An 18158-nucleotide genomic window follows, 5' to 3' on the forward strand; every position below is an offset into this window, starting at 1 on the left:
CTTTTTCAATTAAGGGTGTGAATTAATCCATCTTGATGCTCAATCCCAGACCGCGTAGCTCGTGCAACAGCACGTTGAGCGACTCGGGGATGCCTGGTGTGGGCATCGGCTCGCCTTTGACGATTGCCTCGTAAGCCTTGGAACGGCCAACAACGTCGTCGGACTTGATGGTGAGGATTTCTTGAAGGATGTGACTTGCACCGAAGGCCTCGATGGCCCAAACCTCCATTTCTCCGAAACGCTGTCCACCAAACTGCGCTTTACCACCAAGCGGTTGCTGCGTGATGAGCGAGTATGGACCGATGGAGCGGGCGTGCATCTTGTCTTCTACCATGTGGCCTAGTTTCAAGAAGTAGGTTACGCCCACGGTAGCAGGCTGGTCGAACTTCTCGCCCGTTTCGCCATCGTAGAGATAAGTAGAGCAGAGACGGGGCAGTTCGGCCTTGTCTGTCCACTCGGAAAGGTCTTCAAGTTGGGCACCATCAAAGATGGGTGTTGCGAACTTCACGCCCAACTTCTTACCAGCAGCACCGAGGATGGCCTCGAAAATCTGTCCCAAGTTCATACGCGAAGGCACGCCCAAGGGGTTCAGCACGAGGTCGACAGGACGTCCGTCTTCGAGGAACGGCATGTCTTCCATACGCACCACCTTCGACACGATACCCTTATTACCATGTCGTCCGGCCAATTTGTCGCCCACACCAATCTTGCGTTTCTTGGCAACATACACCTTGGCCATTTGAAGAATGCCCGAAGGCAGTTCGTCGCCGATGGTGATGGCGAACTTTCGACGCTTAAGCTCGGCATCCAGCAGTTTGTACTTGCGGATGTAGTTCATGATGAGCTTTTGTATCAAGTCGTTCGTATGGGCATCGTCGGTCCAGTCGTTAGACTGAATGCCATCGTATTCCAAGTTCTTGAGCGCAGCCGCCGTGAACTTGCTACCCTTATTGATAATTTCTGCACCCGTGTAGTCTTTAACGCCTTGCGACACCTTGTCTTCGGTGAGTTCGAGGAGTTTGTCTACCAGGATGTCTTTGAGGTCTTCGTTCTTAGCCTCGTATTCTTCGTCTATCTTGGCAAGTATAACCTTGTCTTGTTTCTTCGAGTCGCGAGTCTTAATGGCACGCGAGAACAATTTCTTGTCGATAACAACGCCACTGAGCGAGGGGTTGGCTTTGAGCGACGAGTCTTTAACGTCGCCAGCCTTGTCGCCGAAGATGGCACGAAGGAGTTTTTCTTCGGGCGAGGGGTCGCTCTCTCCCTTTGGCGAAATCTTACCGATGAGGATGTCGCCTGGTTCGATACGCGCACCAATGCGCACCACGCCGTTGTCGTCAAGGTCTTTGGTGGCCTCTTCGCTCACGTTGGGGATGTCGCTGGTAAACTCTTCCACACCACGTTTGGTTTCGCGGACGTCGAGCGAATACTCGTCTACGTGAACAGAAGTAAGCACGTCGTCGCGCACCAAGCGTTCAGAAAGCACGATGGCGTCTTCGTAGTTGTAACCCTTCCACGGCATGTAAGCCACAAGGAGGTTACGACCCAAGGCCAATTCGCCATTCTCGGTGGCATAGCCTTCGGTAAGAATGTCGCCTGCCTTAACACGTTGTCCCTTCACACAGATGGGGCGAAGGTCGATGGTCATGTTTTGGTTTGTACGGCGGAACTTGGGTACGCGGTATTCTTTCAGTGCAGGTTCGAAGCTTACATACTCTTCATCCTCTGTGCGATCGTATAGAATACGGATGGTGGTGGCGTCTACATAGTCGATAACGCCATCGCCTTCGGCCGTAATCATGGTACGCGAGTCTTCGCAAACTTGTTTCTCCAAGCCCGTACCTACAATGGGGGCATCGTTGTGGAGCAAGGGCACAGCTTGGCGCATCATGTTACATCCCATCAGTGCGCGGTGACCGTCGTCGTGCTCCAAGAAGGGAATAAGACCTGCCGATACCGATGCAATCTGCTGAGGCGACACGTCCATGAGGTCTACCTCGGCGGGTTCCACCACGGGGAAGTCGGCATCTTGGCGACACTTTACCACATCGCGGATAAAGGTTCCGTCTTCGTTCAGCGGCGCATTGCCCTGTCCGATGATGTGGTCTTCTTCCTCTTCGGCCGTAAGATACACCAAGTGCTTGTTGTTAAGGTCTACCACACCATTAGAAACCTTGCGGTATGGCGTTTCGATAAAGCCCAGTTCATTGATGTTGGCATACACACAGAGCGAGGAGATAAGTCCGATGTTAGGACCTTCGGGGCTCTCGATGGGGCAAAGGCGTCCGTAGTGCGTGTAGTGAACGTCGCGCACCTCGAAACCAGCACGCTCACGAGAAAGACCACCTGGGCCTAGAGCCGAAAGGCGGCGCTTGTGCGTAACCTCGGCTAGGGGGTTGGTTTGGTCCATGAATTGCGAGAGGGGGTTGGTGCCGAAGAACGAGTTGATAACGCTAGAAATGGTTTTGGCGTTAATCAAGTCGGTGGGTGTGAACACCTCATTGTCGCGTACGTTCATACGTTCGCGGATGGTACGGCTCATACGGGCCAATCCGATAGAGAACTGGTTGGCCAGCTGTTCGCCCACGGTGCGCACGCGGCGGTTGCTCAAGTGGTCGATGTCGTCAACGGTAGCGTTCGAGTTAACCAACTGAATGAGATACTTGATAATCTCGATAATATCGTCTTTGGTTAGCACGCGCGTATCCATATCCGTGTCCAAGCCCAACTTTTTGTTGATGCGGTAGCGGCCTACTTCGCCCAAGTCGTATCGCTTGTCCGAGAAGAACAGGTTTTGGAACACTTCTCTTGCGCTGGCATCATCGGCAGGGTCGGCATTGCGCAGCTGACGATAGATGTACAGCACAGCCTCTTTTTCAGAGTTGCTGGGGTCTTTGGCCAACGTGTTGAAGATGATGGAGAACTTGTTTGCAGCATCGGCATCCTTGTGGAGCAGCACAGTAGAAACGCCGCTGTCGAGAATTTCGCCAACGTTTTCTTCAGTAATTTCCGTTTCGCGCTCCATAATCACCTCGTTGCGCTCGATAGATACAACTTCGCCCGTATCCTCGTCAACGAAGTCTTCGTTCCAACTTTTCAGCACACGGGCGGCCAGGCGTTTGCCAAGAGCCTCCTTCATGTTCTTCTTGTTAACCTTAACCTCTTCGGCCAAGTCGAATATTTGCAGGATGTCGCGGTCGTTTTCGTAGCCGATGGCACGCAGCAGCGTGGTTACGGGCAACTTCTTCTTACGGTCGATGTAGGCATACATCACGTTGTTGATGTCGGTAGCGAACTCAATCCACGAACCTTTGAAGGGGATGATACGCGCCGAATAGAGCATCGTTCCGTTGGCATGCACGCCCTGTCCGAAGAAAACGCCGGGCGAGCGGTGCAGCTGCGACACGACAACGCGCTCGGCACCGTTGATAACAAAGGTACCGTTAGAGGTCATATAGGGAATTGTACCCAAGAAAACGTCTTGGATGAAGGTTCCGAAGTCTTCGTGGTCGGGGTCGGTGCAGTATAGCTTCATCTTAGCCTTCAAAGGCACGCTATACGTAAGCCCGCGTTCCAGACACTCGTCGATGGTGTAGCGCGGCGGGTCGATATAGTAGTCAAGGAACTCAAGAACGAAGTTGTTCCGTGTGTCGGTTATGGGGAAGTTTTCTGCGAAAACCTTATACAAACCGTCGTTCTTGCGTTCCTCGGGGGGCGTGTCTAACTGTAAGAAGTCTTTGAAAGACTTTAACTGCACATCGAGGAAATCCGGATAGGGCATCGGATTGTGAACGCTGGCGAAATTTACTCTGTTATCAACAATTTTTGAAGCCATTCAATATTATGTTATATAATGGATATAGGCGTATTCTATATGTTATCCGTATCGGTGCGAGGGGGCTTTGCTTGTTCTTTTCTCTCCGCGAAGAGGGTGCATAGCCTGCCTATGAGATATTGTGTGGGAAAAGGGAATGTGTCCTTAAATGTGATAAGACACAAAAAGGTTAGGACTCGCCTACTGGGCAAATCCTAACCGTATTTCGGAGTTGGGGGTTGTCTTACTTCAGCTCAACCTTAGCGCCGGCCTCTTCGATAGCCTTCTTCAGGTTCTCGGCCTCGTCCTTAGACATGCCTTCCTTCAAAGTAGAGGGAACACCGTCTACAAGGTCCTTAGCTTCCTTCAAGCCCAGGCCGCAAGCTTCCTTAACAGCCTTAACTACTTGAAGTTTTGCTGCACCAGCCTCAACGAGAACCACGTCGAACGACGACTTCTCTTCAGCACCACCAGCAGCAGCACCAGCACCGGGAGCGGCAGCAACAGCAACAGCTGCAGCAGCGGGTTCAATGCCATATTCCTCTTTGAGGACATTTGCCAACTCGTTTACTTCTTTTACTGTCAAATTTACTAATTCTTCAGCGATAGCTTTGATATCTGCCATTTTATTCTAATTTTTTAATTGTTTTTAATATAAGTGTTGTTGATTGACTTTTAATTGAACTCCCTCACGAACATCTTCTTGTCTATGCCACGAGAGGAAGACTCAACGAATTATTCAGCACGCTCGCCCAAAGTTTTGAGCACACCATGAATGGTGCCTGCGCTTGATTGAAGAGCGGAAACAACGTTCTTCGCGGGCGATTGCAGCAAGGCCACAATGTCGGCGATAACCTCGTTCTTGCTCTTAAGAGCTACCAGCTCGTCCAGTTTGTCGGCTCCCACATAGAAGCTTTCTTCTGCGTATGCAGCCTTGAGAGCAGGAATTCCTTCCTTCTTATAGTCTTTCAGCAATTTTGCAGGTTCGTTCGCAACCGTGGTGAACATGATTGCGGTGGTACCTTTCAATGTGCCGTAAAGGGGTTCGAAATCGATGTCGGATGCCTCGAAAGCTTTGTGTAGAAGCGTATTCTTCACAACAGAAAGCTTAATTTCCTTCTTGAAACAAGTTGCGCGCAACCTGTTCGTCGCTTCGGCGTTAAGCCCGGCGAGGTCTACAAGATAGAAATGAGGATACTCCTTCAGCTTCTTACCGAGTTCTACGATGATAGTATCTTTTACTTCTTTCTTCATTTTACAAAACTTTTAGAGTTATTCAACTGATTTCGGATCAATCTTGATACCCTTACTCATTGTGCTTGAAATAAAGATACTCTTGATATACGTACCTTTAGCAGCGGCAGGTTTGAGCTTGATTACAGTAGCCACGAATTCCTTCGCGTTTTGGTAAATCTGCTCAGGAGTGAAAGAAACCTTTCCGATTGAGGTATGGATAATACCAGCCTTGTCTACTTTGAAATCTATTTTACCCGACTTGATGTCTTTCACTGCCTTGGCCACGTCCATCGTTACCGTACCGCTCTTGGGGTTAGGCATCAGTCCGCGAGGGCCGAGAATACGGCCTACGCTACCTACCTTACCCATTACCGAAGGCATGGTGATGATAACGTCGATGTCGGTCCAACCACCCTTAATCTTTTCGATGTACTCGTCAAGACCAACATAGTCGGCACCAGCTTCTTTGGCAGCAGCTTCTGCATCGGGCGTACAGAGAACAAGAACGCGCACGGTCTTACCAGTTCCGTTGGGCAGCGTACAAACGCCGCGAACCATCTGGTTGGCCTTGCGGGGGTCTACGCCCAAACGCACGTCGATGTCGAGAGAAGCGTCAAACTGAGTCGTGGTGATTTCCTTCACCAACTCAGCAGCCTCTTTCAGTGTATAGGCTTTCCCTGCTTCAATCTTATCAGCTACTGATTTTTGCTTTTTTGTCAGTTTACTCATTTTCTTAATTGAAGTTTTAATTATTTACCAGGGAACTCCCCATTTACAGTGATACCCATACTTCTAGCCGTACCTGCGATAAGTTTCATGGCAGACTCAACCGTAAAACAGTTCAAGTCTTTCATCTTATCTTCAGCTATCACTTTGATCTGCTCCCAGGTGACAGAAGCTACCTTCTGTCGGTTTGGCTGAGCAGAGCCGCTCTTAACCTTGGCAACCTCTTTTAGTTGTACAGCTGCGGGAGGCGTCTTGAGCTCAAAGCTGAATGACTTGTCAGTATAGTAGGTGATGACAACCGGAATTACCTTACCGGCCTTGTCCTGAGTCCTTGCATTGAACTCCTTGCAGAACCCCATGATGTTGATTCCCTTCGAACCCAATGCAGGGCCTACGGGAGGAGAGGGGTTGGCAGCGCCACCTTTAATCTGTAACTTGATTAATCCAGCAACTTCTTTAGCCATTTGTTGTTAATATTAAAAATTGATTTTTGTTGAAAGCATCACGCCCGTAACTGCGCATCAGCCTTCCTTTTCTACTTGCATAAAACCTAACTCCAAAGGCGTTTTGCGCCCAAAGATCTTGACCATCACCTTCAGCTTGTGCTTCTCGGTGTTCACCTCTTCGATAACACCCATGAAACCGCTGAATGGCCCATCCGTAACCTTCACCGTTTCGTCAACAGAATAGGGGATGTCGATGTCGTTCTCCAATTCCGTGTTCTCCGCGGCGCCGAGCATCCGGTTGATGTCTGCCTGCGGCACGGGAGAGGGGTTATCCAATCCGCCAAGAAAACCTAAGACATTAGGCATGAACCTCAGTGTGTGCGCAACGTCCCCTTTAAGGTCCGCCTCGACGAACACGTAGCCAGGAAGACTAATCTTCTCTTTCTCCACGCGTTTGCCATTACGCAAAGACGCCTGTTTTTCCATCGGTATCAATACCTGAAAAACATGCGACTGAAGCATCGTGTTGTGTTTCAATTCGGCCTCGATGTATTCTTTCACCTTTGCCTCTTTTCCACTAACAGCACGAAGCACATACCAATTTTTCTGTGTTTCTGCCATCGTTCCTTAACAAATTAATGCGGATATATCCCACTCATGATGAACTTAAACGCGCTGTCCATGGCGAACACCACCAATGCAATGACTAGGGAAGCAGATAATACAACCATTGCACTGTGTGTAAGTTCGGCACGCGTAGGCCAAGTAGTATTATGCGCCAGCTCGTTGTAACAAGCCTTGCAGTAGTTTACTATCTTCTTAAACATATTATCTTCTTATTAGCACGGGAAGGAGGACTCGAACCCACGACCCTCGGTTTTGGAGACCGATGCTCTACCAACTGAGCTATTCCCGTAAGTAAGGGTTCCGCAACCGCATGCTGCGGAACCCCCTGGTATGCTTAATACTTAGCCGAAGCCAACCGTATTATTCAATGATTTCGGTAATCTGACCAGCACCTACCGTACGGCCACCTTCGCGGATAGCGAAACGAAGACCTACGTTCAGGGCAACGGCGTAGATAAGATCTACAGTGATTTCTACGTTGTCGCCAGGCATTACCATCTCTACGCCTTCGGGAAGAGTGATTTCACCCGTACAGTCCATCGTACGAAGATAGAACTGAGGACGATACTTGTTGCCGAATGGCGTGTGACGGCCACCTTCTTCCTTCTTCAGAACGTATACAGAAGCCTTGAACTTCTTGTGAGGCTTAATCTGGCCGGGGTGGCAAAGCACCATACCGCGCTTGATTTCGTTCTTGTCGATACCACGGAGCAACAAACCTACGTTGTCGCCAGCTTCACCCTCTTCGAGCAGCTTGCGGAACATTTCCACACCAGTAACTACGCACTTCTTGTCTTCGCCAAGGCCGAGCAACTCAACTTCGTCGCCAACCTTTACCTTACCTGTCTCGATACGGCCAGTAGCAACCGTACCACGGCCAGTAATAGAGAACACGTCCTCAACAGGCATCAAGAAAGGTTTGTCCACTTCACGAGGAGGCAGAGGAATCCAAGTGTCAACAGCATCCATCAGTTGCATAACCGAATCAACCCACTTGTCAACGCCGTTCAATGCACCAAGGGCAGAACCGCGGATGATAGGCGTGTTGTCGCCGTCGTACTCGTATTGATCAAGCAGCTCGCGCATTTCCATTTCAACAAGCTCAAGCATTTCCTCGTCTTCAACCATGTCGCACTTGTTCAGGAACACAACCAACTTAGGAACGTTTACCTGACGGGCGAGAAGCACGTGTTCGCGAGTTTGGGGCATAGGACCATCGGTAGCGGCAACTACGATGATGGCACCGTCCATCTGAGCAGCACCAGTTACCATGTTCTTCACATAGTCGGCGTGACCCGGACAGTCTACGTGAGCATAGTGACGTTTAGCCGTTTCGTATTCAATGTGAGCGGTGTTGATGGTGATACCACGCTCTTTTTCTTCGGGAGCGTTGTCAATCTGGTCGAAAGACTTAACGTCTTCAGAACCGAAGCCCTTCTCATGGAGAACCTTAGAAATGGCAGCGGTCAAGGTGGTCTTACCGTGGTCTACGTGACCAATAGTACCAATGTTAACATGCGGCTTGGTGCGCACAAATGTTTCTTTAGCCATAGCTTTGCTTTTTATTTATTAATTGATTTATCAAATGGTTTTCCAATGCAAAAAAGAACCGTGATAGAGCTGTAACTGAGAGTTGAACTCAGGACCTCTTCCTTACCAAGGAAGTGCTCTACCACTGAGCTATTACAGCATTGGTTAGAGCGGAAAACGGGGCTCAAACCCGCGACCCCCAGCTTGGAAGGCTAGTGCTCTATCAACTGAGCTATTTCCGCATGATGGCATTCTCGCCTCACTCTATCACACAAACAACGGTTGCATTGTTCATCGCGAGAACGCTAAACTTCTACTGAAAGTGGGTGGTGATGGATTCGAACCACCGAAGTCGAAAGACAGCAGATTTACAGTCTGCCCCATTTGGCCACTCTGGTAACCACCCTTATTTTTTCGTTCGCACACCTTATATATATAGGTAGGTGCGCATACCCTTAAAACCTTTTGTTGCGTTAGCCTGTTAAGCCCCCTGCCCGCCCTGCCCCAAGAGGGCAAAACCTTGCAGCCGTCTTTCAAAGCATGTAGCACGTGTTCTAAGACGGCTGCAAAGGTAGATATTATTTTTTATTCACCAAAATATTTCCGCGTTTTTTTTAGCGTTCGCGCTGTTTTTCCTTAATTTTCGTTAGTTGAACCTTTAAAGAGTCTACGCATTGGTCAACACTTTCCTCAAACGTGTCGCAAGTTTTTTCGGCAAAAGCGGTGTTCCCGGGGAACGTCACCGTTATGCTGGCTTGCTTGTTCATGGCCGTGGCGGGTTTCACCACCTTCAGCGACACGTCGGCTTTCTGCACCTGCTCGTAAGTCTTTTCCAGCTTAGACACTTTCTTCTCGATAAACGCATGCAACTGTTCAGTTGCGTCGAAATGAATCGCTTGAATTTTGATCTCCATAATATATCTCCTATCATTTAAAAAGGTTAGGCCCGTGGATGGGCTTTGTCGTATATCTTTCTCAGTTGTTCGAATGTGGTGTGCGTATATATCTCGGTTGTCGAAAGGCTTTCGTGCCCAAGCAGTTTCTTTACGCTCTCCAATCCCGCATCATTGTTCAGCATGGCCGTGGCAAAGCTGTGCCGCAGCACGTGCGGCGAACGCTTTTTCATCGACGTTACCTTGGCCAGGCTGGCACGAACACTGTTCTGCACTGCACCGCGCTTAACGCGTTCGCCCCGTTGGTCAACGAAAAACGCCTTGTCGCAACGCGCCACTTCGGCATCTCGCCGCGCGATGTAGGCTTTCAGTGCCGCCTCCAACTCATCGGCAAAAGGTATCAGCCGCTGTTTGCTGCCCTTGCCCAGCACTTTGATGACACGTGCGCCGAAGTCGATGCTGTCATCGTTGAGACCCACCAGTTCGGCCAAGCGCATGCCCGTAGAGTAGAACGTCAGCACGATGGTATAGGCCAGCAAGTCGCGATAGCTCTCGCCCACGGGCACCTCATCCAGCAGTCGGTCCATCTCCCCTTCGCGCAAAAACTGCGGCAACGGCCTGCTACGTTTCGGACCGACAACACCCCGTGCAGGATTTTTCTCCACATAGCCACGCGTCAGGCCAAAACGATAAAAAGAACGCAATGCACTCAACCGCCTTTGGATTGTAGTGGCACTGCATCCTTTATCCATCATGCTCTCCATCCAGTTGCGGATAAGGTCGGCATCCACCGCCTCCCAAGAGAGCTGAGTATCCTTGTTTTTGAAAAACGCCTCGAAAGCGCGCAGGTCGTCGCCATAGCTGGCTATGGTCAACTCCGAGCGGTTAAGCTCATACTGCAGGTAGTTCAAAAATTGTTCTGTCGTCATACTCATTGCAGACCGATAAAGGTATCTGGCAACGAATTTACGCATTAAACTTCAAACCACCAAATTTTTCACCGACAAATTATTCTTCCATCGTGCGAAGCTTCTGCACGTAAACGGCATGCTCCATCTTGAGACGCTTCAGCACAGAGGGTTTGTCGTATTGTTGACGAGCGCGGAGTTCTTTAACTACGCCAGTCTTTTCGAATTTTCTCTTGAACTTCTTAAGCGCTCTTTCGATGTTTTCACCATCTTTTACGGGTACAATAATCATGTCTTGTTTTCTATTTTTAATGTTTAACTTATTCTTCGTTTGGGTGCAATGTCTACAAATTGCGGTGCAAAATTACACCATATTTTCCTAACGACCAAGTTTTTATGCCATTTTTTGCGCTCACGCATCCCGAAAACCATGTTTGATAGGCTTTTATGCTGTATGCCAACAACTTTAAGTGCAGCACTTAAAGATATGGAGGAAGATGCCGAAGGGGGTTAAGGCGTTATGGAATTATAGCCAAACAGAATTGGATTTGGAAAGCCATAGCTGCATCGTAAGCAAACAAAAGTCCTCCTTTTCCTCTGCGTTAGGGTTTATTGATGCCATGCAACGCACGTCTTGTATTCTTCTAACAACTATTTTCCAAATGCAATTCTGTTCGGCCATAAGCCACGAATTTCGTAATGGCCACAACTTTCGGCCTTGCCACTTCAACCCCAAACGTTCGTTAACGCCTGTGCATATTTTGGGTTTTGCCGAGCAAATGACTGTCTTATTCTTGAAGGCGCAGCGGACTACATAGAGAGAACAGGGCAGACAAGATGCCCACAAACAAACGAAAGATAAACAGGAAACGATGCAAACAACGCCAAACTTCCGATAGACGGTATAATGAACCGATTGGTGCTTAATGCCCCTGCATAGCAACCACCCCACTCGTCTACATAATATAAGGAGTTGCCCCGCGTACGCTTTCGCACCGCGTGTGCCTTATCCTACCCCAACCATTCCCCTCCACTAACTCACCCACGCGCGAACTAAGCAGGCAGAAGAAAGCCAAGAAATGCTTAGGACCGGCAAACCAAACCGAATAGACACGTGTTATCCGTAACAGCAAAGTGCATCGCGCTTACCATTATATATATGGTCGGCCACCACACTAATGCCCATTTCATACAAACCGCCACACATTTGGCATCACCTGGGGTGAGGCCCTGTCAACCAACAACGCATACCACCCCCCTCTCCCCTTGGAGAGGGGTCGGGGGTGAGGCTTTCACCTTTTGGAGAGGGCTTAGGGGGGAGGCCTTGTCAACCAACAACGCATATCACTCCCCTCTCCCCTTGGAGAGGGGTTGGGGGTGAGGCTTTCACCCCTTGGAGAGGGGTTGGAGGTGAGGCTTTCACCCTTTGGAGAGGGTTTGGGGGTGAGGTTTCCACCTTTTGGAGAGAGGTTGGCGGTGAGGCTTTTGTCAATTTATCAGCAAGACTTTTAACATTGTGAGCGCCATTTTCGTCACCAATCGCCAACCTCGCCGCAAAAAATCGATTCTCGCGAGAGTTTATCTTGGGGCAAAAACGAGTTAATCCACGAATGCAGCAAAATGAATATTTATTGCAAACAACAGCCATTAGCACCAGATTTGGGGCTATTTTTGGCAAAATATGGTGCAATATGCCGCTAAATGCAGTGCGTTTTGGTGCAAAACACAATGCGTTTTGGTGCAAAATACAGTGCGTTTTGGTGCAAAACGCAGGGTAAAATGGTGCTAAATGCAGCGTAAAATGGTGCAAAACATGAAACGGAAAGCATAAAAATACACTGTAACGGTATAAACAAAACCCATCCGAACCATGAAAAACACGGCCAAAATGAACAAAATAGCCGTTAAAAAGTGGAGTTTTAGGGGCTAAATGTAGGTAATTGGGGCTTAAAAAATACGAGCCGGCAACCAAAATAGAAAGGCAAAAGGGTGCAAAATGCAGGTTCTTTTCTCAAAAGCAGACATATCGGGAGGCGTGAAAGACTAGAAAAGTGTCCTTTTACCCATTTTACGACCTACTTTTTCGCTAGAACGGAATGAAAACTAAAGCCGTATTGTAAAATAAAAGATAACAATTTAAGTTTTTGAGTTGATGGAATTGGGAGTTGATAAGTGTTTTGAGTTTTTGAGTTTGTGAGTTTGTGAGTTTGTGAGTTGATGAGTTGGTGAGTTGATGAGCCTGTGAACTTATGACCTTATAACCTTATGACCTTGCAAACCTGTGAACTTGTCAACTCGTCAACTTGTGAACTTGTGAACTTGTGAACTTGTGAGCTTGTGAACTTGTGAGCTTATGACCTTGCAAACCTGTGAACCTATGAACTTATGAACTTGCCAACTTGTCAACTTGTGAACTCGGCAACTTGTGAACTCGGCAATTCGTCAACCTGTCAACTTATTAACTTGTGAACTTGTCAACTCGTCAACTTGTTAACTTGTTAACTTGTTAACTTGTCAACTCGTCAACTTATGAATTTAAGCCATCACACGTGGCGTGTTAAGCAACACGGGGACAAAGAACATGCCACAAGGGCTTTTGCAAAATGTTCGTTATCGCGCAACTCACATATATAATGGACAGACAAAACGCTCCGAAAAGCATTAAATGGGTGCCTTTAAGCACCAAAAAACAACCCAAATGTAAAAATATCGCCCCATTCACGCATTTTCTTTTCAAAAAGTTTGGCGTTTAAAAGATGTTTTCATAAATTTGCGAAACCTTGCATAGTGTCACCCAAAAGGCGGCAAAGCTAGACAAACTCTATTTAAAAGTATAGAAGACCACGCCCTCTGCACCAAGACTCGGATGAATGGCAACAGGTCAAATCCAATTGCTAGATGCAAACCCATGCGTGAAATACGGAGAAGAACACCCCGAAACGCTTGAATTAAGACTATTTCGCATGCCTATAAATATTGGTATAGGCGGTAGGAAGAACCTGATTTGAAACAAAATAGTAGTAATTTAAAACGTAAGTATTATGATCAAAAGGCTAATCTTATTCCTGACATGCCTATTCCTCACGGCAGGAATGGCACTGGCGCAAACGCGCGTGGGGGGAGTAGTCGTGGCTTTGCCAGACAACGAACCCGTGGTGGGAGCCTCGGTAAAAGTGGTGGGCACCACCAACGGCACCGTTACCGACATCGACGGAAAGTTCTCGCTCTCCGTTCCCGCTAATGCCCAACTAGAATTTTCGTACATCGGCATGAAAAGCAAGGTGCTTACAGCAAAAGCCAACATGCGCGTTGAACTGGAAAGCGTAGACAATACCATCGACGAGGTGATGGTGGTGGCGTTCGGTACGCAAAAGAAATCGGCCTTTACTGGTTCGGCTGCTGTGGTTTCTTCCAAAGACCTTGCAAAGCGCGTTTCAACAAACGTAAGCTCTACGCTTGCCGGGACAGTGGCCGGATTTCAGATGCGTGAGGCATCGGGAGAACCTGGCGCAGGCAATGGAAAGATGAACATCCGTGGCATATCCTCGCTAGAAGCCAGTACCGACCCATTAATCATTGTTGACGGCGCGCCTTATCCCGGATCGTTGAGCAACATTCCCCAACAAGACATTGAAAGCGTAACCGTGCTGAAAGATGCAGCAAGCGCCGCCCTTTATGGTGCGCGTGGTGCATCGGGTGTGATTCTGATTACCACCAAGCGCGGCAACACCAGCGAAGCCGTGGTTACGGTAGACATGAAGTGGGGTAGCAACAGCAGGGCCATTCAAGATTACGACGTGATTAAAGACCCAGGGCAATACTATGAAACATACTATGGCATGCTACGCAACAAGTACTTCTACACCGACGGGATGAGTGCAGATGATGCCCATGCGAGAGCCAATAAGGAAATGCTTGCCCAATTGGGCTACAATGTATATACCGTGCCAACAGGCGAACAGCTTATCGGAACCGACGGCAAACTAAATCCCAAGGCCACGCTTGGCCGTTCGTACAAAACGGCCGACGGTGAAACATATTATATGACTCCAGACGACTGGACGAAAGAGGCTTACCGAAACTCGTTCAGGCAAGACTATAACGTGAGCGTAAGCGGCGGCAACACGCGTTCGTCGTTCTTCGCTAGCGCAGGATACCTGAAAGACAATGGCGTGATTCTTTACTCGGACTACGAACGTTACACCGCACGCTTAAAGGCAGACTATCAAGCAAAGAAGTGGTTAAAGCTGGGCGGAAATGTTGACTATGTGCATTCTAGCAAGAACCAAAATCCCAACATGGACGACCAGCTCAACTCCTCTAACTTGTTGTATTTCACCTCCATGATTGCGCCTATTTATCCGCTCTACGTGCGTACACTCGACGCAAACGGCAACCCCGTTATACGCACCGACAAGAATGGAAATCCGCATTACGACTATGGTGTGCCAGGAAACAACTTCGTAGGGAATGCACCGCGTGCCTTCTCTGCGCAAGGCAACCCACTTGGTGCAAACAGATACAACCAAAAGAACTTCTTGGTAAACCAATTTAATGGCACATTCAATGTTGATGTTATTTTCACCGACTGGTTGAAGTTCAATGCCACAAGCAACCTGAACTTTCAACACATAACCCGTTCAGACTACGACAACAGCCTGTATGGCTCGAAGGTGAACGTAAACGGCGAACTTACGAAGTTCCAATACTATTACCTGCGCACAAACAACGTGCAAACCTTGGACTTCCACAAGGCCTTTGGCGACCATGATGTAAATGTGCTGGCCGGACACGAGTATTTCAACGAACAGCTGCGCTATCTCAACGCCACTGCAACAGGCGGTTTCTCGCCAAACATTTTAGAGTTAGACGCTTTCGCCACAAAATCGAACAGCCGTTCGTACGGCGAGCGTTACAATGTGGAAGGTTGGTTTAGCCGCGTGCTTTACAACTATAAGGAAAAGTATTACGGCTCGCTGTCTTATCGTAGAGACGCCTCGTCGCGCTTTAAGAAGGAAAACCGCTGGGGCAACTTCTGGTCTGTTGGCGGCGCATGGAATATCGAGAAAGAAAGTTTCTTTAACGTGCCGTGGGTTAACCACTTGAAGTTGAAGGTGTCGTTGGGCCAACAAGGCAACGATGCGCTGGGCAACAACTGGTATTTTGCAGACCAATACACGCTCTCTAAATCTTCGGCCACGGCTATGGCTCCGTCATTTAGATTACCTGGCAACCCCGAACTTACATGGGAAACCACTACCAACCTAAACGTTGGTTTGGAGTTTTCGCTGTTAAAGAACTTCTTGCAGGGTAGCGTGGATGTTTATAGCAAAAAGATTTCGGACATGCTTTTCTGGCTTTCGCTACCCGAACTGTCGGGAACGCGTGGATATTATGGCAATATTGGAGACATGCGTAACAGCGGTGTAGAGGTTACGCTTACCGTTACGCCCATACGTACGCGCGACATCACTTGGAGCATAACGGGCATGTTGGCCCACAATGCTACCAAGATTTTGAAATTGCCGCGGCAAAAAACACAAGACTATGGAGGCTATGTGGACAATGGCACTGGACACGAATGCTGGTACGAGGTGGGGAAACCCCTATATAACATGCTGCTGCCAGAGTATGCAGGCGTAAACGAACACGGACAGGCCTTGTACTATGTAGACACCGATGTGGCCGTTAAAGACCGCGGTTCGTTCCCCAACAAAAAACGCAATGGCACAACCACGAACATCTCTGAGGCATCGTTCTACGAGCAAGGCTCGGTAATGCCAAAGGCATCGGGCGGATTTAGCACAACAGTAGAGGCTTATGGGTTTGATGCCACTGTTGCGTTCGACTATCAGCTGGGCGGAAAGGTGTACGATTCCAGATATGCAGCCTTGATGAACCCTGTTGAGTCTCAGGCTTCCGGTTCTAATTTCCATAAGGATGTGCTCAAATCGTGGACGCCAAACAACACCGCAAGCAACATCCCACGTTTCCAGTATGGCGAAAACTATTCAGCTAAGAGTTCCAACAGATGGCTTACCAACGCCACGTACCTCAACTTCCAGTCGTTTACAGTGGGCTACACCTTGCCCAAAACGTTTACCAATAAGTATAAAATCTCTACACTGCGTGTATATGTAGCAGGAGAAAACCTCTGTTTCTGGTCGGCTCGTAAAGGATTCGACCCTCGCTACTCGTTCGACGGCAACAAGTCGGTGGGCTCTTACTCGCCAACGCGTAACATCACGGGTGGACTACAAGTGACATTCTGATTTAGACCTAATTTTAAAGAATATTGTTTATGAAACATATAGCAGTAAAACTGATAGCCTCTTTTTGGGCATGCGCATTGCTCTCAGGATGTATTGAAGAAGTGGATCCGCAGGGCAGAACTATAACGGGAAAACAGTTGGGCGAAGCACCAAACGCCTTTGAGAAGGCTGTGGATGCAACAACATCCACACTCGTGGGGCAATTCTATTATAGACCAACAGCTACTTTTGTGTTTGATGCAGGCTACCCATGTTTCTTCTTGGAGCGCGACGCCATGGGACAAGACATTGCCGTGGTGGGTAAGAACAACCAGTACGATTCCTGGTATTCGGTGAGCGAGGTGCTTGGACCAGGTTATGCGGTTTGCCAATTGCCTTGGACCTATTATTCGAAGTGGCTAAAGAATTGTAACATCGTTATTGGGATGGCGGGCGAGAACCCCGAACCAGCCCGACGTACAGGCGCAGGCATCGCTCGTGCCATGAGAGCCATGTTCTACATGGACATAGCACGCATGTATGCAGCAGAACCTTACTCGCTAAACAAAAAGGCAGAAACAACGCCTTTGGTAACGGAGAAAACAACGAACGAGGACTTGTATAACAACCCACGCAAAAGCAATGAGGAAATGTGGGCGTTCATCTTGTCGGACTTGGATAAGGCCGAAGAATTGCTGAAAGGGTATGTGCGCCCTGACATACGGAAACCGGACGTGAGTGTGGTTTATGGACTGAAAGCACGCGCATACTTGGAAACACAAGATTGGGCGAACGCTGAGAAATATGCGAAATTGGCACAAGAAAAGTACACAATGATGGACGAGGCGGCATATACCAGCAAAGAACTCGGCTTTAATTCGCCTAATAAGGCGTGGATGTTTGGCGTAAAGTATAATGAGGAAGACCCAAATATCCGCTTGAACGACGCAGACTCGTCTTGGGGGTCGGTGATGCTGAACGAGAGTTTGTCGGGCTGCGGCTACGCATCGAACTACGGCGGACTGATGAATATCGACCGACATCTGTTTGAAACCATCCCCACTACCGACTGGCGCCGCAAGGTGTTCGTGGATTTTGCCTTAGACGACCTTTCGGAAGACGCTCAAAGAGAGGCTCTGCGCACTTATGCGTATAAAGAAGACGTGAAGTATTGCAAGCAAATTATGGCTAGTGCGGCTGCAGCGCAGCTTAATGTGGGCGGCATCCAACTGAAATTTAGAAACGCAGGGGGAGTAGCAGGCCGTGAAAATCAACACGTAGGTTTTGCCGTTTGGGCTCCACTGATGCGCGTAGAAGAGATGAAACTCATTGAGATCGAGGCTGTGGGCATGCAAGATGAGGGCAAAGGCATCGCACTGCTTACTGAATTTGCCAAGACACGCGACCCGAATTTCGTGTACGGCAAGCATAATGAGGCATACGGAAACACGGCTACCTCTGCTTTCCAAAATGAAGTTTGGTGGCAACGCCGAGTTGAATTGTGGGGAGAGGGCTTTGCAACCTTCGACATAAAGCGACTTAACAAGGGTATCATACGTAACTATCCTCGTACCAATCATACGGCGGGCTATCGTTGGAACACCACCGCTTATCCTAAGTGGATGAACCTCTGTATCATCGAAACGGAACTTAGATATAACAGAGCTTGCACGAATAACGATATCCCCATACACCCCCAAAAGGATTCGGAAGAACACCAGTTCTGA

Annotated in this window: 13 protein-coding genes and 4 tRNA genes; 2 read left to right on the forward strand and 15 right to left on the reverse strand. The window is 48.7% G+C overall.

The window, feature by feature from the left end:
• Nucleotides 1-22: 22 nt before the first annotated feature.
• The 15 genes from rpoB to rpsU form a co-directional block, all read right to left on the reverse strand.
• Nucleotides 23-3835, reverse strand: a complete 3813-nt coding sequence (gene rpoB, locus HMPREF0670_RS10980; protein ID WP_009231219.1) for a DNA-directed RNA polymerase subunit beta — start codon at nucleotides 3833-3835, stop codon at nucleotides 23-25.
• A 223-nt stretch (nucleotides 3836-4058) separates the two neighbouring features.
• On the reverse strand, nucleotides 4059-4439 hold the full coding sequence (rplL, locus tag HMPREF0670_RS10985; RefSeq protein WP_009231220.1) for a 50S ribosomal protein L7/L12: 381 nt from the start codon (nucleotides 4437-4439) through the stop codon (nucleotides 4059-4061).
• A 110-nt stretch (nucleotides 4440-4549) separates the two neighbouring features.
• Entirely contained in the window at nucleotides 4550-5068 is a 519-nt protein-coding gene (rplJ, locus tag HMPREF0670_RS10990; protein WP_009231221.1) for a 50S ribosomal protein L10, read from the reverse strand.
• An 18-nt stretch (nucleotides 5069-5086) separates the two neighbouring features.
• Complete coding sequence (gene rplA, locus HMPREF0670_RS10995) at nucleotides 5087-5779, reverse strand: 50S ribosomal protein L1 (RefSeq protein ID WP_009231222.1); 693 nt, start codon at nucleotides 5777-5779, stop codon at nucleotides 5087-5089.
• Nucleotides 5780-5799: 20 nt separating this feature from the next.
• On the reverse strand, nucleotides 5800-6240 hold the full coding sequence (rplK, locus tag HMPREF0670_RS11000; RefSeq protein WP_009231223.1) for a 50S ribosomal protein L11: 441 nt from the start codon (nucleotides 6238-6240) through the stop codon (nucleotides 5800-5802).
• Between the two features lie 57 nt (nucleotides 6241-6297).
• Entirely contained in the window at nucleotides 6298-6843 is a 546-nt protein-coding gene (nusG, locus tag HMPREF0670_RS11005; RefSeq protein WP_009231224.1) for a transcription termination/antitermination protein NusG, read from the reverse strand.
• A 14-nt stretch (nucleotides 6844-6857) separates the two neighbouring features.
• Nucleotides 6858-7049, reverse strand: coding sequence for a preprotein translocase subunit SecE (gene secE, locus HMPREF0670_RS11010; protein ID WP_009231225.1), 192 nt, complete (start codon nucleotides 7047-7049; stop codon nucleotides 6858-6860).
• A 16-nt stretch (nucleotides 7050-7065) separates the two neighbouring features.
• Nucleotides 7066-7138, reverse strand: a tRNA-Trp gene (locus tag HMPREF0670_RS11015).
• A gap of 71 nt (nucleotides 7139-7209) precedes the next feature.
• Entirely contained in the window at nucleotides 7210-8400 is a 1191-nt protein-coding gene (tuf, locus tag HMPREF0670_RS11020) for an elongation factor Tu (RefSeq protein ID WP_009231226.1), read from the reverse strand.
• A 67-nt stretch (nucleotides 8401-8467) separates the two neighbouring features.
• A tRNA-Thr gene (locus HMPREF0670_RS11025) sits at nucleotides 8468-8539 on the reverse strand.
• A gap of 9 nt (nucleotides 8540-8548) precedes the next feature.
• Nucleotides 8549-8621 (reverse strand) — tRNA-Gly (locus tag HMPREF0670_RS11030).
• An 81-nt stretch (nucleotides 8622-8702) separates the two neighbouring features.
• Nucleotides 8703-8785 (reverse strand) — tRNA-Tyr (locus HMPREF0670_RS11035).
• Nucleotides 8786-8993: 208 nt separating this feature from the next.
• Entirely contained in the window at nucleotides 8994-9293 is a 300-nt protein-coding gene (gene hpf, locus HMPREF0670_RS11040; protein WP_019188752.1) for a ribosome hibernation-promoting factor, HPF/YfiA family, read from the reverse strand.
• A gap of 26 nt (nucleotides 9294-9319) precedes the next feature.
• Entirely contained in the window at nucleotides 9320-10201 is an 882-nt protein-coding gene (locus HMPREF0670_RS11045; protein ID WP_009231227.1) for a tyrosine recombinase XerC, read from the reverse strand.
• A gap of 79 nt (nucleotides 10202-10280) precedes the next feature.
• The gene (gene rpsU / locus HMPREF0670_RS11050) at nucleotides 10281-10472 is read right to left on the reverse strand and encodes a 30S ribosomal protein S21 (protein ID WP_009231228.1); all 192 of its coding nucleotides are present in this window, start codon (nucleotides 10470-10472) and stop codon (nucleotides 10281-10283) included.
• 2749 nt (nucleotides 10473-13221) lie between these two features.
• Between rpsU and HMPREF0670_RS11055 the strand changes: the two genes are divergently transcribed.
• Together HMPREF0670_RS11055 and HMPREF0670_RS11060 are read left to right on the forward strand one after the other, a co-directional pair.
• Nucleotides 13222-16452 (forward strand): SusC/RagA family TonB-linked outer membrane protein, encoded by a 3231-nt coding sequence (locus tag HMPREF0670_RS11055; RefSeq protein WP_232213910.1) that lies wholly within the window; start codon nucleotides 13222-13224, stop codon nucleotides 16450-16452.
• Nucleotides 16453-16481: 29 nt separating this feature from the next.
• Nucleotides 16482-18158 carry a RagB/SusD family nutrient uptake outer membrane protein gene (locus tag HMPREF0670_RS11060; protein ID WP_009231233.1) on the forward strand — a complete coding sequence of 559 codons (1677 nt, stop codon included), beginning with the start codon at nucleotides 16482-16484 and terminating at the stop codon, nucleotides 18156-18158.

This window comes from Prevotella sp. oral taxon 317 str. F0108 (assembly GCF_000162415.1).
GTDB lineage: Bacteria > Bacteroidota > Bacteroidia > Bacteroidales > Bacteroidaceae > Prevotella > Prevotella conceptionensis.

Coding starts and splice junctions, on each gene's coding strand:
- nusG (WP_009231224.1), bottom strand. CDS start 6,843: ATGGCAGAAACACAGAAAAATTGGTATGTGCTTCGTGCTGTTAGTGGA.
- rpoB (WP_009231219.1), bottom strand. CDS start 3,835: ATGGCTTCAAAAATTGTTGATAACAGAGTAAATTTCGCCAGCGTTCAC.
- tuf (WP_009231226.1), bottom strand. CDS start 8,400: ATGGCTAAAGAAACATTTGTGCGCACCAAGCCGCATGTTAACATTGGT.
- HMPREF0670_RS11055 (WP_232213910.1), top strand. CDS start 13,222: ATGATCAAAAGGCTAATCTTATTCCTGACATGCCTATTCCTCACGGCA.
- rpsU (WP_009231228.1), bottom strand. CDS start 10,472: ATGATTATTGTACCCGTAAAAGATGGTGAAAACATCGAAAGAGCGCTT.
- rplL (WP_009231220.1), bottom strand. CDS start 4,439: ATGGCAGATATCAAAGCTATCGCTGAAGAATTAGTAAATTTGACAGTA.
- HMPREF0670_RS11045 (WP_009231227.1), bottom strand. CDS start 10,201: ATGACGACAGAACAATTTTTGAACTACCTGCAGTATGAGCTTAACCGC.
- rplK (WP_009231223.1), bottom strand. CDS start 6,240: ATGGCTAAAGAAGTTGCTGGATTAATCAAGTTACAGATTAAAGGTGGC.
- secE (WP_009231225.1), bottom strand. CDS start 7,049: ATGTTTAAGAAGATAGTAAACTACTGCAAGGCTTGTTACAACGAGCTG.
- rplJ (WP_009231221.1), bottom strand. CDS start 5,068: ATGAAGAAAGAAGTAAAAGATACTATCATCGTAGAACTCGGTAAGAAG.
- rplA (WP_009231222.1), bottom strand. CDS start 5,779: ATGAGTAAACTGACAAAAAAGCAAAAATCAGTAGCTGATAAGATTGAA.
- HMPREF0670_RS11060 (WP_009231233.1), top strand. CDS start 16,482: ATGAAACATATAGCAGTAAAACTGATAGCCTCTTTTTGGGCATGCGCA.
- hpf (WP_019188752.1), bottom strand. CDS start 9,293: ATGGAGATCAAAATTCAAGCGATTCATTTCGACGCAACTGAACAGTTG.